The 17,301-nt window shown below is 60.3% G+C and carries 15 protein-coding genes and 1 pseudogene; 1 reads left to right on the plus strand and 15 read right to left on the minus strand.

The genetic code is table 11. The features are described from left to right. Nucleotides 1–153: 153 nt before the first annotated feature. From DDD63_RS11625 to DDD63_RS11670, 11 genes and pseudogenes are all read right to left on the minus strand, one after another. Nucleotides 154–1,077, minus strand: coding sequence for a TIM barrel protein (locus DDD63_RS11625; RefSeq protein WP_108716515.1), 924 nt, complete (start codon nucleotides 1,075–1,077; stop codon nucleotides 154–156). Nucleotides 1,078–1,418: 341 nt separating this feature from the next. Then, nucleotides 1,419–2,363, minus strand: coding sequence for a transketolase C-terminal domain-containing protein (locus DDD63_RS11630; RefSeq protein ID WP_108716516.1), 945 nt, complete (start codon nucleotides 2,361–2,363; stop codon nucleotides 1,419–1,421). After that, nucleotides 2,360–3,178 (minus strand): transketolase, encoded by an 819-nt coding sequence (locus DDD63_RS11635; protein WP_108716517.1) that lies wholly within the window; start codon nucleotides 3,176–3,178, stop codon nucleotides 2,360–2,362. The genes DDD63_RS11630 and DDD63_RS11635 overlap by 4 nt, the downstream gene beginning before the upstream one ends. 125 nt (nucleotides 3,179–3,303) lie before the next feature. Continuing rightward, entirely contained in the window at nucleotides 3,304–3,723 is a 420-nt protein-coding gene (locus DDD63_RS11640; RefSeq protein WP_108716518.1) for a DUF3830 family protein, read from the minus strand. A 51-nt stretch (nucleotides 3,724–3,774) separates the two neighbouring features. Next, nucleotides 3,775–4,770, minus strand: a complete 996-nt coding sequence (locus DDD63_RS11645; protein WP_108716519.1) for an aspartate carbamoyltransferase — start codon at nucleotides 4,768–4,770, stop codon at nucleotides 3,775–3,777. Between the two features lie 123 nt (nucleotides 4,771–4,893). Next, nucleotides 4,894–6,222, minus strand: a complete 1,329-nt coding sequence (gene allB / locus DDD63_RS11650) for an allantoinase AllB (RefSeq protein WP_108716520.1) — start codon at nucleotides 6,220–6,222, stop codon at nucleotides 4,894–4,896. Continuing rightward, nucleotides 6,219–7,781, minus strand: coding sequence for an NCS1 family nucleobase:cation symporter-1 (locus DDD63_RS11655; protein WP_108716521.1), 1,563 nt, complete (start codon nucleotides 7,779–7,781; stop codon nucleotides 6,219–6,221). The genes allB and DDD63_RS11655 overlap by 4 nt, the downstream gene beginning before the upstream one ends. Nucleotides 7,782–7,831: 50 nt before the next feature. After that, nucleotides 7,832–8,095 (minus strand): hypothetical protein, encoded by a 264-nt coding sequence (locus DDD63_RS13030; RefSeq protein WP_346426216.1) that lies wholly within the window; start codon nucleotides 8,093–8,095, stop codon nucleotides 7,832–7,834. Between the two features lie 44 nt (nucleotides 8,096–8,139). Then, nucleotides 8,140–8,784 (minus strand): annotated as a pseudogene (locus tag DDD63_RS11660) (carbamate kinase); the annotation flags it as partial. 63 nt (nucleotides 8,785–8,847) lie between these two features. Continuing rightward, the gene (locus DDD63_RS11665; protein ID WP_108716522.1) at nucleotides 8,848–9,570 is read right to left on the minus strand and encodes an aspartate/glutamate racemase family protein; all 723 of its coding nucleotides are present in this window, start codon (nucleotides 9,568–9,570) and stop codon (nucleotides 8,848–8,850) included. 547 nt (nucleotides 9,571–10,117) lie between these two features. Further along, entirely contained in the window at nucleotides 10,118–10,924 is an 807-nt protein-coding gene (locus tag DDD63_RS11670) for an IclR family transcriptional regulator (protein ID WP_108716523.1), read from the minus strand. Nucleotides 10,925–11,255: 331 nt separating this feature from the next. On the opposite strand from DDD63_RS11670, the gene DDD63_RS11675 reads away from it, so the two are divergent. Next, nucleotides 11,256–12,566: an MATE family efflux transporter gene (locus DDD63_RS11675; protein WP_108716757.1), complete on the plus strand. Its 1,311-nt coding sequence runs from the start codon at nucleotides 11,256–11,258 to the stop codon at nucleotides 12,564–12,566. On the opposite strand, the gene DDD63_RS11680 is transcribed toward DDD63_RS11675, so the two are convergent. From DDD63_RS11680 to galK, 4 genes are read right to left on the minus strand one after another with little or no spacing between them, the layout of a single operon-like run. After that, on the minus strand, nucleotides 12,532–13,698 hold the full coding sequence (locus tag DDD63_RS11680; protein WP_108716524.1) for a LacI family DNA-binding transcriptional regulator: 1,167 nt from the start codon (nucleotides 13,696–13,698) through the stop codon (nucleotides 12,532–12,534). The genes DDD63_RS11675 and DDD63_RS11680 overlap by 35 nt on opposite strands. Then, nucleotides 13,659–14,621: an aldose 1-epimerase family protein gene (locus DDD63_RS11685; protein WP_108716525.1), complete on the minus strand. Its 963-nt coding sequence runs from the start codon at nucleotides 14,619–14,621 to the stop codon at nucleotides 13,659–13,661. Before DDD63_RS11685 ends, DDD63_RS11680 begins: the two co-directional genes overlap by 40 nt. Further along, a complete protein-coding gene (locus DDD63_RS11690) occupies nucleotides 14,618–16,027 on the minus strand; it encodes a UTP--glucose-1-phosphate uridylyltransferase (RefSeq protein WP_108716526.1) in 1,410 nt (469 codons plus the stop codon). Before DDD63_RS11690 ends, DDD63_RS11685 begins: the two co-directional genes overlap by 4 nt. After that, nucleotides 16,024–17,238, minus strand: a complete 1,215-nt coding sequence (gene galK / locus DDD63_RS11695) for a galactokinase (protein ID WP_108716527.1) — start codon at nucleotides 17,236–17,238, stop codon at nucleotides 16,024–16,026. The genes DDD63_RS11690 and galK overlap by 4 nt, the downstream gene beginning before the upstream one ends. Between the last annotated feature and the right edge of the window lie 63 nt (nucleotides 17,239–17,301).

Raw genomic sequence — 17,301 nt, forward strand, 5'->3', positions numbered from 1 at the left:
CCTTCTCCGCCCACACGGGCGAAAACCAGCGGTGACGGTTCCCCACTGCAGGTGGCTCCGCCGCTTGCGTGGGCGGAAAGCTAGGCTTCTTCCCTTGTTCATTCCGGCCCTCTGCCGCTTGTGCGGGTGCATGGTTCGCTCAGCCAGGGCCGATCAAAGCAGGCGCCACGCCTCACGTAGCACGCGCTTAGCATCGGCGATAACACCGTCAACCTTCTCGTCGCCGAGCGGCTGAACCTCGAAGGAGACGATATTGCGCTCCGGGGCGTCCTCCCGCAGGTACCCGATGTCGAAGAGTCCAGCCAGGAATTCGCGCACCTCCGGCACATGGCATTCCGACTTCGGATGGGAGAAGTAGGGGTGCTTATCACCATAGGCGGGATCCTCCGGATCGGAAATCACGCACGTGCCGATATGCGCATGGTTGAGGTATTCGGCCGTCACCGTCATGGCCTCCTTCACCGTCTCGCCCTGCATGGGCAGATGCGACAGATCAACCATGAGTCCGAAGTCCGGTATCGCCTTGCGAACCTCTCGTGCCAGTTCGACGCCGAGTCGATTGGTACCGATAAGCGCGAACTTCTCCGTGGAGTCGTCGAAAGTCTCCAGCGAAAGGAGGATGTCGCCCTTCGACTTGGCGTAACGGCCGATTTCGATAATCGATTGGGCCAGCCGTTCCAGGGCCTCATCTGTGTCCTTCTTGTTCTTCGGCTTGGGCCCGGAGAGAAAACCGAACTTTTTCGCACCCATCTCATAGGCCTGATCGACGGCGCCCTTGAGCACCTCGACTGTATGCAGACGCTTCTCCTCATCGAAATCCGAGAGGTTCAGCCCCTGCTTCAGAATGTAGGGTTGAGCTCCGAAGCCGACGGCCATGCCGGCGGTGTCAATCAGCTTCTTCACTGCGGCCCGTTCCTTCGCACCATTGATCCGCGTAATCTCGATGGCCTCGAAGAAGTCATCGTTGACGATGCGTTCCACAGACTCCGCGATAGGGCCATCTCCTGAGCTGGCGAAGGGGTAGGCCATGAAGTGAATGATGCCGGGGCGAATATAGTTATGCAGATCGTCCTTCATGATGATGTCCTTTCAATATGTGATGGTGTCGTGCAAGGGGTGGATAGTGTAGTCAGTGCTTGCACCGCGTCCGTGCGCAACAGCTGCGGTTTGATAACGTTTTCACTTCGTCGGGTAGGTAAACCGGGTCCGCGCGCAGCACCCGCGGTCCTCACGTGATCACTCGCGGCACAGGCGATGATCCGCTGGCATGGTCCGCTGCGCCAACCGGGTTGCTCCACAGTGCTACGTGCTCTGCCCTTGGGCGGCAGGAACTTGCCGCAGCCGGAAAGACCCCGCAACGCTGGTGTCATTCCCTCTCTGTCAGCAACCCACCGCTCCGTTGTGCGAGGAACAAGAAGCTATGCGGATTTACGGGCGACGACGCGGCGGGCGGCGTCGGCAATGTTCCCAGCGCGCAAACCGAAGTAGTCGAAGAGCTCATCCAACGTGCCGGAAAGTCCGAAAACATCCCGTGATCCAACACGTTCGAGCGGAGCCGGGTGACCCTCACTCAATACTTCCGCCACGGCAGAACCCAAACCGTTAAGAATCGAGTGTTCCTCCACGGTCACGGCGCAACCCGTCCTAGCTACGGAAGCGAGGATGGCAGCCGCGTCCAAAGGCTTGACGGTATGAACGTTGAGCACTTCGGCGCTGAGCCCTTCCCGTGCCAGTTCCTCGGCAGCCGCAAGCGCCTCGTATAGCACGCAACCGGTGGAGACAATCGTGATATCGGCGCCCTCGCGCATGGTATGTGCCTTCCCGATTTCAAAGGGCGTGCCCGCCGTTGTCACATCGGGTACCGGCAACTTGCCGATCCGCAGGTACACCGGTCCCTGCAACTCATAGGCGGCCACCACGGCCTTGCGGGCCTCTTCCGAATCCGCCGGCACAATCACCGTCATATCCGGGATGGCACGCATCAGCCCGATGTCCTCTAACGGAAGATGGGTCGCACCTTCCTGCGCGGCCGACATCCCGGCGTTATGCCCCACAATCTTGGCATTGCGCGCCGAATAGGCTACGGAAACTCGAATTTGATCGAAGCCTCGTCCCGTAAGGAAGTTGGCGTAGGCGTTGGCGAAGGGCACCTTACCCATCGCCGCCAGTCCGGCCGCCGTTCCAACGAGGTCGCATTCCGCGATCCCCATGTTGATGAAGCGATCCGGGTAGGCGTCGCGGAAGCGATCAGTGAAATTGGATTTTGCGCAATCCGCGTCCAGCACAACGACGTCCTTGTGCTGGGCTCCGAGTTCCAGAAGGCCTTGCGCGTACCCTTCACGAGGTGCAGTCTTCGTGGTCATCGCAGTTCCTCCAGAGCCTGCTCGAGTTCTTCATCGGTAGGTGCCAAACCGTGGAATTTTGCGGTGTTCTCCATATAAGACACACCTTTGCCCTTCACGGTGCGGGAGATGATCATGGTGGGCTTGCCACTGCTTGCAGCCGCGTCGGCGAAGGCATCGTCGAGCGCACCCAAATCGTGGCCGTCCACTTCGATCACATACCAGCCAAAAGCCGCCCATTTGGCGACGATGTCGCCCAGGGACTTCACGGAATCAACCGGACCATCGAGCTGGATGGAGTTCGCGTCGAGGATTGCGCACACGTTGTCAAGGCAGTGATCGGCGGATGTCATTGCCGCTTCCCATATCTGCCCCTCCTGCGCCTCGCCGTCGCCAATCATCACGTAGTAGCGTGAGGTTAAGCCATCCATTTTCGCGGCCATCGCCGCGCCGTTGGCCAGCGACAGCCCCTGCCCGAGCGATCCCGAGGAGGAATCAACTCCTGGCAGATGAGTATTGGATGGGTGCCCCTGTAACCGAGTCCCGAGGTCGCGGAAGGTCATGAGTTCCTCCCGTGGAAAGTAGCCCCGGGCTGCCATTACCGAGTAATAGGCGGGTGTGCAGTGCCCCTTGGAGAGGAAGAACATGTCACGCTCGGGCCATTCGGGTTCTTCTGGGCGGATATTCATATGCCGGAAGTAGAGAACAACCATGGCGTCAATCGCCGACAGTGATCCCGCTGGATGCCCACTTCCCGCATGATGAACCATCCGGACGATATCGCGTCGACATTCCTTGGCAATATCGCGCAGTTTGCTTGTTTCTTCTGAATCCACGCTTGTCACCTTTTCTTTACTGTGGGTTCTGTCGCATCGGGGCGCTTGCGTCCGGTGCAAGCCCGAAGGGGCGGGGCCGGCCCCGGCGAAGAGACCGGCCCCCGGCCTGTGGTTCGTCAATCTCCTCAGTCGTCGATTTCACGGAAGGTGATCTCTTGCGCGCCTTCCCACAGGAGTTTCTCGCCCAGCTCCGCCAGGTGCTCATTGCCCTCCACGATCCGTGCCAGCGGATTTCCGGGCAGCTGCCCTGCCTTGGACGCGAAATTCGTGTACCCGTATGCCAGCAGGATCTCCGTTTCGGACTTGCCTCCCGGGTAAATCACGACTTCACCCGGATGTGGGTAGCAGGTGCCGTTCTCGGGCTCCAATTCCAGGTCCAGATCACCGAAGGGGATCCAGCCCGCCTGGCCTGACCAGCGCACGTGAATCATGCGCGAGGTCAGAGGCATGAGCTTTTCCCGGAAGGCCTTGACCGTCTTCGGTCCTTCCTCTTCTTGGTACTCTGCGATGAAGGTGAAACCACCGGCGGTTATCTCGAGCTTCATTGTTATTTCTCCAATCTTTTCGTCGCTACAATTTTTGAGTCGTTGCTACTCTCACAGGCCGAGGATCGATGCCAATAGGGCCATGCGGATGGACACGGATTGCAGGATCGCCCGGAAGTAGAGTTGATGCGGGGTGTTATCGATGGCGAGGTCCATCTCGCCGGCACGGCGGGGCAGCGTGTGGGTCACGTACACCATGTGGCCCTTCTCCGCCTCGTCGCGCAGGGTGTCGTAACGGATCAGGTAACGGTCCATCAACTTCTTGAAGGCTTCCGCCTCCGCGCCCGCCGGTGCCGAGCAGCCGGGTAGGTAGATGTAGTCCTGGGTGCGTACGAAGTTGTTGAAGCCGTCCTGATCGAAGTCGAATTCTTCCTTCAAGTCGACGTTGAACTCTGTGCGGATACGATCAGTTACCTCGTTGGGGGTACGCAGATCGGAGTCGGAACAGATGGTTACATCGGCACCCAGGCGTGCCAGGCCGTAGGCCATGGAGTGGCCGGTGCGGGCCTCGATCATATTCGGCGAGACGACGGCGACCTTCAGACCGTCGAAGTGCCCGAAGCGACGCCAGATGGTGTAAAGGTCGAGCAGGGCTTGTGTTGGATGCTCCCAGTGGCCCCACCCGCCGTTAATCACCGGACACTCAGCAGCCTCGGCTCCGCGCCGCGCTTCGTCCTCGTCGTAGTGGCGAATCACCGCCACATTTGCGTACTGCGAGATGCAACGCATGGTGTCCTCAATGGACTCCTCCTTGGCAACCGAGGAAGTCACTTTCGGGTTCGCTTCCACGATGACGTGGCCGCCCATACGCTCCATGGCTGTCTGGAAGGACATCCGGGTGCGGGTGGAGGGCTGGAAGAACATCAACGCCAGCATTTTGTCGTCGAACAGGTCGATCTTCGACCTGTTGAATAGTTCGAGGCTCTTACCCAGTTCGAACAATTTGAGCAGTTGCTCGGGGCTGAGGTCGTTAATGGAGATGAAGGACTTGCCGACATTGTCGACTGCTTCAATCATTTCCTTCATCGAACGCATGTATTCGGACACGGTTATCTCCTTAGTTTTTGATTTGCCTGTTTTCTGGTGTTGGTTTGCGGCCCGGTCGGCCTGCGGCGCCCCGCCAATTTGTGGTGCGCACTCTCTGGTGCACGACCGACCGGGTCACTGCGTTCAGCCGCGGCGAATGAGCCGCCCCGCCTTGGAATCGCGGTCCACCGCCCTCCCGCGCAGGATTGTCTGGTGGACGACCCCCTTGAGCATGCGACCGTTGTAGGGACTGATCTTGTTCTTGTGCTCAAGTCTCTCGACGTCCACGGTGAAGGTCTCCTCCGGGTCCACCACCGCGAAATCGCCGTCCTTGCCCACTGCGATGGCGCCCTTGGTCGGAAGGTCGAAGGTTGCAGCCGGAGCGGAGGCGAACCAGCGTGCAATGTCGGAGAGTGTGGCGCCGAACTGGGCTCCGGCGGTCAGTACGGCCGACAGTCCGAGTTGGACGGACGACACACCTCCCCATGCGGCTCCGAAATCACCACTCTCGCGCCGCTTGAGATCGGCTGTGCAGGGAGAGTGGTCCGAGGCAATATGATCGATCGTCCCATCCAACAGCCCTTGCCACAAGGCCCGGCGGTTCTCCTCCTCACGCAGCGGCGGCGCACACTTGTACTCAGTTGCGCCGTCGGGAATCTCCTCCGCCGCGAATGTGAGGTAGTGCGGGCAGGTTTCCACGGTGATGCGGACTCCGTCCGCTTTCGCCGCACGGATCAGTGGCAGCGCCTCCGCGCTGGCCAGGTGCAGGATATGTACCCGGGCACCGGTGTCGCGTGCCGCAGCAATGACCTGCCGGATGGCCTCGTTCTCCGCCTCGCGCGGCCGCGAGGCGAGGTAATTGGCGTAGGACGGGCCGAAGTTCTGCGGTGCCTGTGCCAGGATTCCCGCATCCTCACAGTGAATAATCATGACGGCGTCGAGGCGCGCGATCTCCTCCAGATCATTGCGCAGTTCGTCGTAGCCGAGGTACCCGTATTCATCGATACCCGAATGCGCGGTGAAACACTTGAAGCCGAAGACTCCTCGCTCCCACAGCGGCCCGAGTTCTCCACGATTTCCCGGTACGGCTCCCGCCCAGAGGCCAACGTCAACGGAGAGCTTTCCGGCGGCGGCCTCCTGCTTCAACTCCAGGTTCTCCACCGTTGTAGTGGGCGGATCGGAGTTCAGCGGCATATCGATAATGGTGGTGATTCCACCGGCACGTGCCGCACGCGTCGCCGACTCGTATCCCTCCCATTCCGTACGCCCCGGCTCGTTAACGTGCACGTGGGAGTCGAGTAGACCGGGCAGAAGTACCTGGTCATCCGGTACCACGATTTCGTCGTCGGCAACGATCTCGGCGTCGACCGGTTGAATATCGGTAATGACTCCATCCGTCACGACGACGGCAGCGGACTCAATTCCCGTTGGAAGAACCGCGCGCTGGGCCCGGATCACTAGTGTTGTACTCATTGTTGATTGCTCTCCTTTGCTGTTGCAGCAGCCGCTGAGTTACTCGCCGTCGCCTCAGAGGCTGCGGAGCCGGGAACCTCAACCGCGTCCCGGTCAGCATCCAGATCAACCTGCATGGCCTGCTGGACAGCGGCCAAGAGGTACGGGTCGTTGCGTGAAATGAAGTAGTGGACCACGAAGGCAATGCCTGCCCCGATGAACCACGAGAAGGGGCTGAGGAACTTCGCCCACTGCCACGGACCAACGGCCACAAGAATTGACGGAATCGAGGCAATGAAGAAGGTTGCCACGGCTCGCATATTCCATCCGTTGTCGAAACTGTGCATGCCTTTGGCCTTGAACAGCTCCGAGACCTGCACCTTCTGCTTTCGCAGGATGAAGTAGTCAACGATGATGATGCCAAACAGCGGTCCAAGTACCGCGCCGAGGGCAGCAAGGAAGGTATTGATAATGAAGGGGTTGTTGTAGAGATTCCACGGGGTGATCAGAAGCGCTATCACCGCCGAGATGAGACCGCCACGAACGAAGTTGATCTTCGACGGCCATGCGTTTGCCAGGTCGTAGGCGGGCGAGACGAAATTGGCAACCACGTTGATTCCCAGTGTTGCCACCGTGAATGTCAAGGCTCCGAGGATCGAAGCGGTAACGGAATCGATACGTCCTACCAACTCCACCGGGTCGTAGACGTACTCCCCGTAGATCTGGAAGGATCCTGCGGTCACAAGCACAGACACCACCGAGAAGGCGATGAAGTTAACCGGAAGGCCCCAGAGGTTGGCCCACCATACGGCCTTCTTCGTCGGAGAGAACCGGGCGAAGTCACAGAAGTTCAGCAACAGAGTCGAGAAGTAAGTGACGGTCAGCGCGATGGCGGCCAGGAAGGCATGAGACATTCCCCAAGTCGCCGTTCCGGAGGCGACGGTCAGAGAAATGTTCCAGTCGCACTTGTACATAACCCAGATGGTCAGCGCCGCCATAACAACCCAAACCGCTGGACCGGCAAAGTCTTGGAACTTGCGGATCGTCTCCATGCCATTGCGCAGCAGCAACAGTTGCAACGCCCACATGAAGAGGAATGCCAGCCACCCAAGGAGTGTTTCCCCTAAGAACTTCTGCTGGCCCCACTCGTTGATGTCGGGCCAGATGTCTGCCGCCAGCACAATCACGGCGCGGGAGGCCAACCAGGTCTGAATGCCGTACCAGCAAATTGCCACAAACCCGCGGGTCAAGGCCGGTAGGTTGGAACCGATAGTGCCGAAGGCAATACGTGCCAATACGGGATAACACAACCCAGTCTTCTGCCCGGCGAATCCCACCAGATTCATAAGGAAGAAGACGGCGATAATGCCGATCGAGAGACCTGCAAAGACGTGGATCGCGCCTAGGCCCAGGGCGAAGAGCCCCGCCGCGAAGGTGTAGCCACCGATAGAGTGGATGTCAGACATCCACATAGCGAAAAGGGAGTAGAAGCTCCAGTGCCTGGTCTTGGCAGGAGCAAGATCCTCATTGATTAGGCTGGGGGTGATCTCACCACCAGTCTGCGGAACTTGTGAACTCATGTCGTACCTTTCTGGTGCGAACGGCGGCCAGGGCCGCTAGTGTGTGTTGGTTATTGCGTGATGCTTGTGCCGGCGTTGCCGGCAACGGCGTCTTTCAGGAGAGGAAGAGATGTGATGATGACTCTCTTTCCCCCTTGTTCGAGGAAGTTGATGGCAGCCTCGATTTTCGGCGCCATCGAGCCTGCGCCGAACTGTCCCTCGGCAAGGTACTTCTTGGCTTCAGCCACGGTGAGTCGGTGCAGCTCTTGTTGCTCGGGGGTGTTGAAGTTGATCGCGACCGTGTCCACGGCAGTGCAGATAACAAACGTTTCCACCCGAGCAAGGAAGCAAGAAGTGCAGAGGCGCGATCTTTGTCGATCACGGCTTCTACACCGCTTAGTTCTCCCGATTCTTCGCGTGATACCGGAATTCCGCCGCCACCTACGGCAACCACCAGGCAGCCCGCTGCAACAAGCGTTGTGATGACGTCCTTCTCGACGATATCGCGCGGAATGGGTGAAGGAACGACGCGGCGATATCCGCGTCCGGCATCCTCCCGCACGGCCCAACCATCCTCGACCTCGCGCCGTTTTGCCGTTTCCTCATCCATAAAAGAGCCGATTGGCTTGGTTGGATCGGCAAAAGCTGGGTCGTTCTTATCCACGATGGATTGCGTGACCACTGCAGCAATGGAACGGTCAATGTTACGGTTCGCTAGTTCGTTACGAAGTGAACGCGAAAACATGTACCCGGTCGCGCCCTGCGTATCAGCGCCGAGGTAGTCGAGCGGAATAGCAGGGAGTTCGGCCGAGGCGAGCTCCACTCTCCGTAGCAGGAACCCTACCTGTGGCCCATTGCCGTGCGTGATAACCGGGGTGTAGCCCTCCTGGACCAAGTCGGCTATATACGATGACGATTCCCGGACAGCCTCCACCTGATCGGTTACTGCAACATGGTGTTTGTCGCGTATAAGTGCATTGCCGCCAACGGCAATGACGACGGTTTGTCTAGCGTTTGCGGACATCTCCGTCCTTTCCGTCCTTTCTCATTGGGCCATTCGCCCGCTCAATTGCTCGCTGCGCAGCGTCTATTTTCCGCTGAGCGGCCAGCCAGTTACTTTCTTTGGGTTCGGAGCTGCATAGCTACGAACCTTCGATGTACTCAACCCGAGCGCAACCAGCGACTCGGCGAGCTTGACCGCCGCGGTAACTCCTTCGACTACGGGAATGCTCAGCTGCGCCGATATTTCGCGGTCCAGTCCCGCCATTCCGCCACAACCGAGCACAATCACCTCCGCGTGGTCTTCGGCAACCGCTCGTTCGGCCTCCCGCGTGATGGCCGCTTTTGCGGTCACAGTGTCTTCCAACTCAAGAACACCGAGCCCGGTCGAGCGCACAGACGCACAGTGGCGATCAAGCCCGTATGAAAGCAGGCGATCTTCAATCGGAGGCACATTTCGGTCAAGGGTGGTCACCACGGAGAAGCGATCACCGAGCAGCATGGCCATATGTGCAGCAGCCTCGGTTATGTCAACCACCGGTGTCTCCACCAGTTCCATAACCCCTTCTTTGCCGTGCTCTCCGAATCCAGCGAGCACGACAGCGTCATATGAGTCCCGGTAGGTCGCGACAACATCCATAACGGCCACCGCCGCTAGATAGGATTCGAAGTTCCCTTCCACGGACTCCGCACCGAATGACGGAGTCAGCTCGACGATCTGCGTTCCCGGGCCCACGACGGCCCGTGCCGCATCGCCGATGCTTTGCGTCATGCTCTCCGTTGTATTCACATTGACTACAAGGATCTTCATCGAGTCCTCCTCTTCGTTTCGATCACAGTACCACGGCTTTCCGTCAGATGGAATACTTTTTTCGCTAGTTAGAAGAAGGTACCGCAGCGTAAGAAGGGCATAAAAGGTACGAGTTGCGCAGAAATCGGCTTGATATCACGCAAAAACGGGCACACATCGAGGGATTGAGGGCGTGCCTCTCTTTTCCGTCATACGGGAAAGAGAGGTGCCACCGCCATTCGTATAGGCGTATTTGGAGGCCCTTGCTCCTCCCACCATTGGGAGCTGTAGCCGCCATGCAGCACGTCTATGGAAATGTGTTCTCAGACACATTAGGGCTGCGCATGGTAGAGGAGCCGACCCGTAGGGAGGGGATCGCTGTTCCCGGGCACAAGTCCCGGTGCGAGTCTATGTGATCGGTGTGCACGCAAGCACCGTCGGTGGCAACATGGCTTATCTGCACCGGGCGGAGCGTATGCCCACACATCCACACAACAACGCATCACCGGCGCCCTACACGAGCCGAGTACACCGAATGAACTACAAGCTAGGAACCTTTCAGCTGCGATTACTCGATTCCCGCCGCCTGACGCTCCTCCTCCGCAGCACGCCGTTCTTCCGCAAGAAGCTGCGCAATACTGCTCGCCGTTTCTCGAAGAACCGGTACAGCATGCGTCTCCACCGTGTCCAGATCGATACGCCCAACGGGCGCAGCAACTGACACTGCCAAGTACAGATCACCCGGTACGGCTACCGCAACGCAGCACACGCCCACCTCGTGCTCGTTATCGTCGATGGCATATCCGCGTTCACGCACCAAATCGATATGTTCCCGCAATGCTTGCGGATCGGTGATCGTGCGCGGAGTCAGGGCACGCAACTCGCACCGGTCAATCGTTTTTCCGGCCTGGCTCGATGGCATTGCCGCGAGGATGGCCTTCCCCACCCCCGTCGCATGTAGCGACACTTGGTTCCCTACCTCTGTGAACATTCGCATCGAACGCTCCGAGGGAACATGCGCGATGTATCGTGCGAAGTCCTGATCGAGCATGGCCACCGACACAGATTCACCCAGCTCTTCCACCGTCTTGGTCAACAGTGGCCGCAGAGCGACGCCGAGGGCACCCCCTGCGTAACGGGACAGCGAAATGAGCCGGGTTCCCAGGGCGTATCTGCGCCGCGGGGTTTGGTACACGTACCCAGATGCGATCAGGGTGTGCAGCAGGCGATGAATGGTCGGCATCGGAAGCTTCGTTGCTTCCGCTATCTCCGTGATACCAATCGGCATGCCGGCCCGTGCAACAATTTCGAGAATCTCGAGTGCTCGGCTGACCGATTGAACGGTTGATTGACCTTTCGCAGCCCGGTTACTCATCGGCTGGGCTTCCTTTCCTTACGCACTCATCACCAGATAACACGCGTCGTGCGCTCCATGTGGAAACGAGTAGTGAATCGCGCAAATCCGCATTTATGGAAACAAATGTCCACCTAGCAAAATACGCCCTCGGAGCAGGTTATGCAGCCGATTTGATCGCGCGATGACGTACTCCACACAACGCCTGCATCTACCAGTCGATCCGATACGAGAGCCGGTCAGTCGGGCGGACTCCCCTCTATGCGCGACTCATCTCCGCTTCCACACCAAGGACTCCAACGGATGACGACCCAGCCCACACGGTTGCAAGCCCTCCGTGTACAATCGCGGCGTGCCTGAACGCGATATAGACCGAGAGATTCGGCGTCTTGCTCTTCCTTCGCTCGGTGCGCTCCTCATCGCGCCACTTCTGGTGGCCGTCGACTCGGCCATGGTCGGGCACCTCGGAACCTCCGAATTGGCCGGCCTAGCGCTGGCATCAACCGTCCTCACCACGATTGTGGGCCTGTGTATCTTTCTCGCCTACGCGACGACGGCGTCGACCGCAAGACTATTCGGTGCCGGCCGCCACCGGGAGGCGCTTAGTCGCGGTATCGACGGCATCTGGTTGGCACTCATTCTGGCTGTCATACTTGCAACCGGACTGCTGGCCTTCGGTGGACCGCTGCTGGAACTCTTTGGCTCCTCCTCCGACGTCGCACTACAAGCACGCCGCTACCTACATACCTCCGCCTTTGGACTGCCCGGCATGTTGGTGGTTCTTGCCGCCAACGGTACGCTACGCGGTTTGGGCGACACCACCACTCCGTTCTATGCGGCCGCGGGCGGGGCCGCCGCCAATGTGCCGCTGAACTTTCTTCTCATTTACCCCGTGGGCTGGGGCGTGGCTGGAGCAGGCGTCGGCACAGCGCTTGCCCAGACCGGAATGGGCCTGTGGCTGGTGAGCGTCGTCGTGCGCAGAGCGCGGCGAGAAGGGGCACGCACATCCTTCCGCGGCGCCGGAGTTCTTGCCTCGCTCAGCAGCGCCATGCCGCTGATAATCCGCACACTCTGCCTGCGTGCAGCCATCATCGGGCAGTTAACTGCGGCCACCCGTCTGGGTACCGAGGAGTTAGCGTCGAACCAGATCACCATGACCGTGTGGAACTTCGCGGCCTACGGGCTCGATGCCCTCGCCACCGCGGCGCAGGTACTGGTTGGTCAGGGACTTGGTGCGAAGGATAAAGTACGTGTTCGCGCAGTTTTGGCCCGATGCCTCAATCGTGGGGTTACAACTGGAGCACTGCTCGGAGCACTCCTCATCATTCTCAGCCCGTTGATCCCGCTCCTCATGACGGGCGACGGCGCCGTGCACAGCCTTGCCACCCACTCGCTGTGGGTCACCGCGCTCTGCCTGCCGATCGCCGCCGTCGCCTACATGCTCGACGGTGTTCTTATCGGAGCGGGCGACGCTAGCCGTCTCGCCTGGTATATGCTGGCATCCCTGCTGGTACTAGCACCATGCATCGCAGCTGTTGTGGCCTTCGGGCGCGGGCAGGTAGGACTGCTGGCGCTATGGGCCGCCTACGCCGGGGTGTTCATGGCCATGCGCGGCGCAACCATGCTCCTCAGAGTACGCGGTGAAGAGTGGATGGGCCTATAGTGCGCGGCGGAGCCGTACTTTCCCGCACGATCAATTGCGTGGGAATAAGAATCTGCTGCGGTTGCACGCCTTCCGGATCCTCCATAACCGCCAGTAGCGCCGACACCAGATTTCTTCCTACCGCCGCGAAGTCCTGCGAGATGGTGGTCAGCGGTGGCCACATCCATTCCGCCACCAGATTGTCGAAGCCGATCACCGAGACGTCGTCGGGAACACGCCTGCCCGCCTCGTACAGGGCACGCAGGAGGCCCAGCGCCATTTCGTCGTTGGCACAGTACACCGCAGTAATATCCGGGTTTTCGGCAATCCGTTGACCCAGTTGGTATCCGGAGCGCGGCGTCCAATCCCCGCGAAACACGGGAGGAACGCTACGCCCGGTTTCCCACAATGTTTCCATCCATGCGCGTTCGCGGGCCAATGCCTGTAAAGAATGCGTTGGACCGGCAATGTGATGGACGGTCTCATGCCCGAGTTCGAGCAGATGGCTGACCGCCGCTCTCGTGCCCGCTGCCTGGTCGCTTCCAACCGCGGTGTACTGCACCGACGGGCGGAAATCGCTCAGCACTATCGGCAAATTCCGCCGCCCGCTGGACAGTGCCGCCAATGGAGTCTCCAGGCGGAGCACGATCAGACCATCCACATACTGCCCGAGGAATTCCAGTGCGCGTGAAATATCCTCGGGATTGCTGGAGGGCGTATCCACCAAGGTCACGGGACGGTCAGCTTCACGAAGAGCCGCAACAACAGCCTCGGTGATATGAGCTTCACCGGTACGGGAGAGCTGATGACCGACGACGCCGATCGTGCCCAGCGTCCCAGAACGCAGGGCACGCGCCGCCCGATTCGGCACATAACCCAACTGATCCATTGCCTCGCGAACCCGCCGCGCGGTTTGTTCGCGCACATTCGATTGGCCGCGCACCACGCGGGATACCGTCTGCGGGGAGACCTCCGCCAGGGCAGCGACGTCGCGGATCGACACTCCTCGCCCTCCCAGGCGCGAACGCCCGCTCGCTGGAATGCCTTCGACCGCAGCTCCACCCCTTCCCGGCAAATGGCTGGGCGTATCGGCACTCCGCTCACCATCTGACGCTAAACGGACCGCGCGTGATCGCTCGTCCTTCGCAGGCATAACCCCCACCTCACCGAATATGTCTCACCGGGTTGCAGCGTGACCAACCCTTTGCCGGAGTTGAAAGCGTCCGCCGGGCACGACATCGGTTCGGCGGCAACACCGGAACGTTCAAAAGCTCCGATCTCGGGGAAATCCCCCGTGCAGATCTGCCAGTATTCTAGCGGGTGCTCCGCCCACACCGCGGCGGTCATGCCATCGGGCGATATCAACTCGGCCCAGGTGTACTCCCCGGAGAAGACTGCGGGCGCAAAGCCGTCGTCTAGCGAAACTCCACGCAATGATCGAGGTGTGCGGAAGTCCTTATCCGCCGGCAGAGCGCAGAACTCCTCCGGCAGTAGACGCTCATTGGCGCGCACCCATCCACTTGCCGCAACGCGCAACTCACACTCATCCACCGTGGCCTCCCCCGGTGAGAGCCAGGGATGAAAACCGACCCCGAAGGGCGCGGCCACCTCGCCGCAGTTCGTCGCGGTAAAGGCCACCACCAGGTCTTCGTCGTCGAGCAGGTAACGAACCCGTAATTCTAAGGGGAAGGGGTAACCCTCCAGCTCCCCGCCAATATCAAAGCGGAACTCCACGCTATCGGCGCTGCGATCTGTCACCGCCCATATCTGGTCATGGACAAAACCGTGATTCGCCACCCGGCGCGCGGGTTCGGTCACCGGGAGCTGGTACTCGTTGCCACCGAATTCGTATCGACCGTCAGCGAGCCGATTCGGCCAGGGAGCCAGAATCGCTCCGTGCATGGCCGGGGGTATTGGCCCCGGGTAGGTCACGACGACGTCGCGCGAGCCCACCCGGTACGCGCGCAGGCCCGCTCCACGTGGCGTCACAAGCGCCTGCGCGTCGCCGCACGCGATCCTAACTTCTTCGGCACTACCGACATTGCCGCGATTCGACACCGCTTCCGCGCCGCTCATGCCTCCACCCCTGCATCGAGAACAGTGCCGTCGGCAATGGTCTGCGGGTCGCGGGCGACAAGTTCCACATCGCCACGCAGGTGAACCTCGGAACCGAAGGTCCAATCGCCGGTCACGGCCAACCGCGTGGCCTCTCGCAGCGATGGTGCACCGTGCGGGAAGCGGGCATCGAAATCGGCCATGCGCTTGTAGTAACGCGAGTCCAACTCCACCAATGGCGCCGCCTGCGGGACGAGCCGCAACTGGAAATCCTCTCCCAGCTCGTAGGCATCCGAGCGCAACAGCAGCAGATCGTCAGTTGTCTTCACCGGCAGGAAACGTGACCGATCAACCAACACCGGCAACGCTCCGTCGAAACGTTCCACAATGGCACCCAAAGCACACTCAATCTGATACACCTGCGGCGAATCCGGATTTGAGGGGTCCACGGTCTTTTGGTTGCGGATCAGTGGGAGTCCAGCCATGCCGCCACCCTCGTTCAGTACCTCGCGCAATGCCCGCAGGTCGAACCACAGATTATTCGTGTGGAAGAAGGGGTGCCGGGTTTCGTCGGTGAACCATTTCATATCATCCGCGGGGGTCTGTGCGGTGTCGCGCAGCACGATGCGCCCATCGGAGATCCGCCGTGCCAGATGACCACCCTTGCGGTCGGCGGGGGTGCGTTCGCACACTTCCGGAGCGTAGGGAGCTCCAGAGGCGGCGAACCAGGCGGCAATACGCCCATCCGGAGCGGCGCCGAGGTTATCCGCATTCGAAGTGCAGGCATACCGATATCCGCGCTCGATCAAGGTGTCGAGCAACCCAGTATCCAACAGTGACACATAGATATCCCCGTGCCCGGGCGGACACCATTCCAGGGAGGGATCCTCCGGCCAGTCAACCGGCTCCAGATTGTCCACCCGCAGCTTCGGCTCTTGGTGTTGCACGAAGTCTAGCGGCAAACCCTCCTGCACCAGGTCCGGGTACGCCGCGAGCGCGGCGAGGGTGTCGCGCTGCGTGCGGAAGGAATCCATGAAGATCAGTGGCATCCGAACACCGAAGGCGCTGCGCACATGGCGCATTTGACCGGCGATAATATCCAAGAAGCTCAGCATGGCGCCGTCGGGGGGACCGGTACGAACCGGCAACAGAGACTTGGCACGATCCATGCCCATGGAGGTACCGAGTCCACCGTTGAGTTTGATGAAGACGGTATGGCGCAAGGCCTCCGCCTGTTCAGACACGGGCGGCTCAATGCCCCGCGCATCCGCCACCGCAGTCACGGGTTGAATGCTGTGCTCCGGTATTAAACCGGTGCTTCCCTCTTCCAATTGGCGGTAGTACTCACCGAAGACGCGGATGAACAGTTCCGGCATTCCCGCTGCACGCATACGCACGGCGGCAGCCTCCAGACCCTTATCGCTCATAGTGCCTCTTCCTCCTCGTTGATGCGCCGTCCGGCCTCGGAGGCTGTCGCCTCCAAAAATCGTGGCGCGATCCATCCATTGTCCACGAACGCCCTATCCACTGCAGCCATTGTTGCCTCCAGATTGCCCTGTTCTATTAGCGCAATGGCGGAGCCGCCGAAGCCGCCACCGGTCATACGGGCACCCCATGCCCCAGCAGCACGGGCAGCCTCCACCGCAGTGTCAAGTTCGGCGCAACTCACTTCGTAATCGTCACGCAGCGATGCGTGTGATGCATTCATGAGAGCGCCGAGCTCGCCGTATTCACCCTCCGTCAGCAGTTCCACGAACTCCTGCGTGCGTTCGATCTCGGTAACCACATGCCTGACTCTTCGCACCGCCTCCGGATCATTCAGGCGCGAAAGCGTACCCTGCGGATCAGGCAACTGCCGTAGCGTCTCCACTCCTTCCAGTGCCGCGACCCGCTCACAAACCGCACGCCGCTGCCCATACTGCCCATCCACCAAGGAATGCTTGGCCTGCGTGTCAATAACAAGTATTGTCAGGCCCTGCGCGGCAAGGTCGAATGGCACTTGCGTTGTTGCTCCCGTCAGACAGTCGAGCTGTAGCGCATGATCCTTCGTAGTGAGTAACGACGCCGCTTGGTCCATACCCCCGGTTGGTGCACCGACGACGTCGTTCTCAGCGCTGACACACGCAGCTACCAATTCGGCTCGAACTGCGGGGGATGTGGCAAGGCCGAGCCCGTACACCTCGTCGAGCGCAAGTCCCATCGCACATTCCAACGCCGCCGAGGATGACAGCCCCGCTCCCAGTGGCACGCAGGAGACCACTGCGGCGTCAAAGCCGCCTAGCGCGTGCCCCTTGCGCTGGAGAGCCCAGGCAACACCCGCCGCATAGGCGACCCACGCCGGAATCTCGGCCTCGGGATGTACAGAGCTCAACTCACCTTCCCACCGGGCTGCACCGCTCTCATCCGATACGAGGCGGAGCCGCGTGTCCTCACGTCGCCGCAACGCCACATAGGTGCGATGGGGCAGCGCAACCGGCAGGCAAATCCCACCGTTATAGTCCACGTGTTCGCCGATCAAGTTGATGCGCCCGGGTGAGGCCCATACACCATCCGGGCCATCGAGCTCCGGAAATGCCCCCGCGAATAATTCACGTGCCCGGCGGGCTCCCTCATTTGCCGACCACGCGGGTATCTTCATGGAAGGTTTCTGCACTTTACCTCCTCCTTCGGCCACAGTGCCGTCCATAAAGAGGATGATAAC

Source organism: Actinobaculum sp. 313 (genome assembly GCF_003073475.1).
In the GTDB taxonomy this organism is placed as follows: Bacteria; Actinomycetota; Actinomycetes; order Actinomycetales; family Actinomycetaceae; genus Asp313.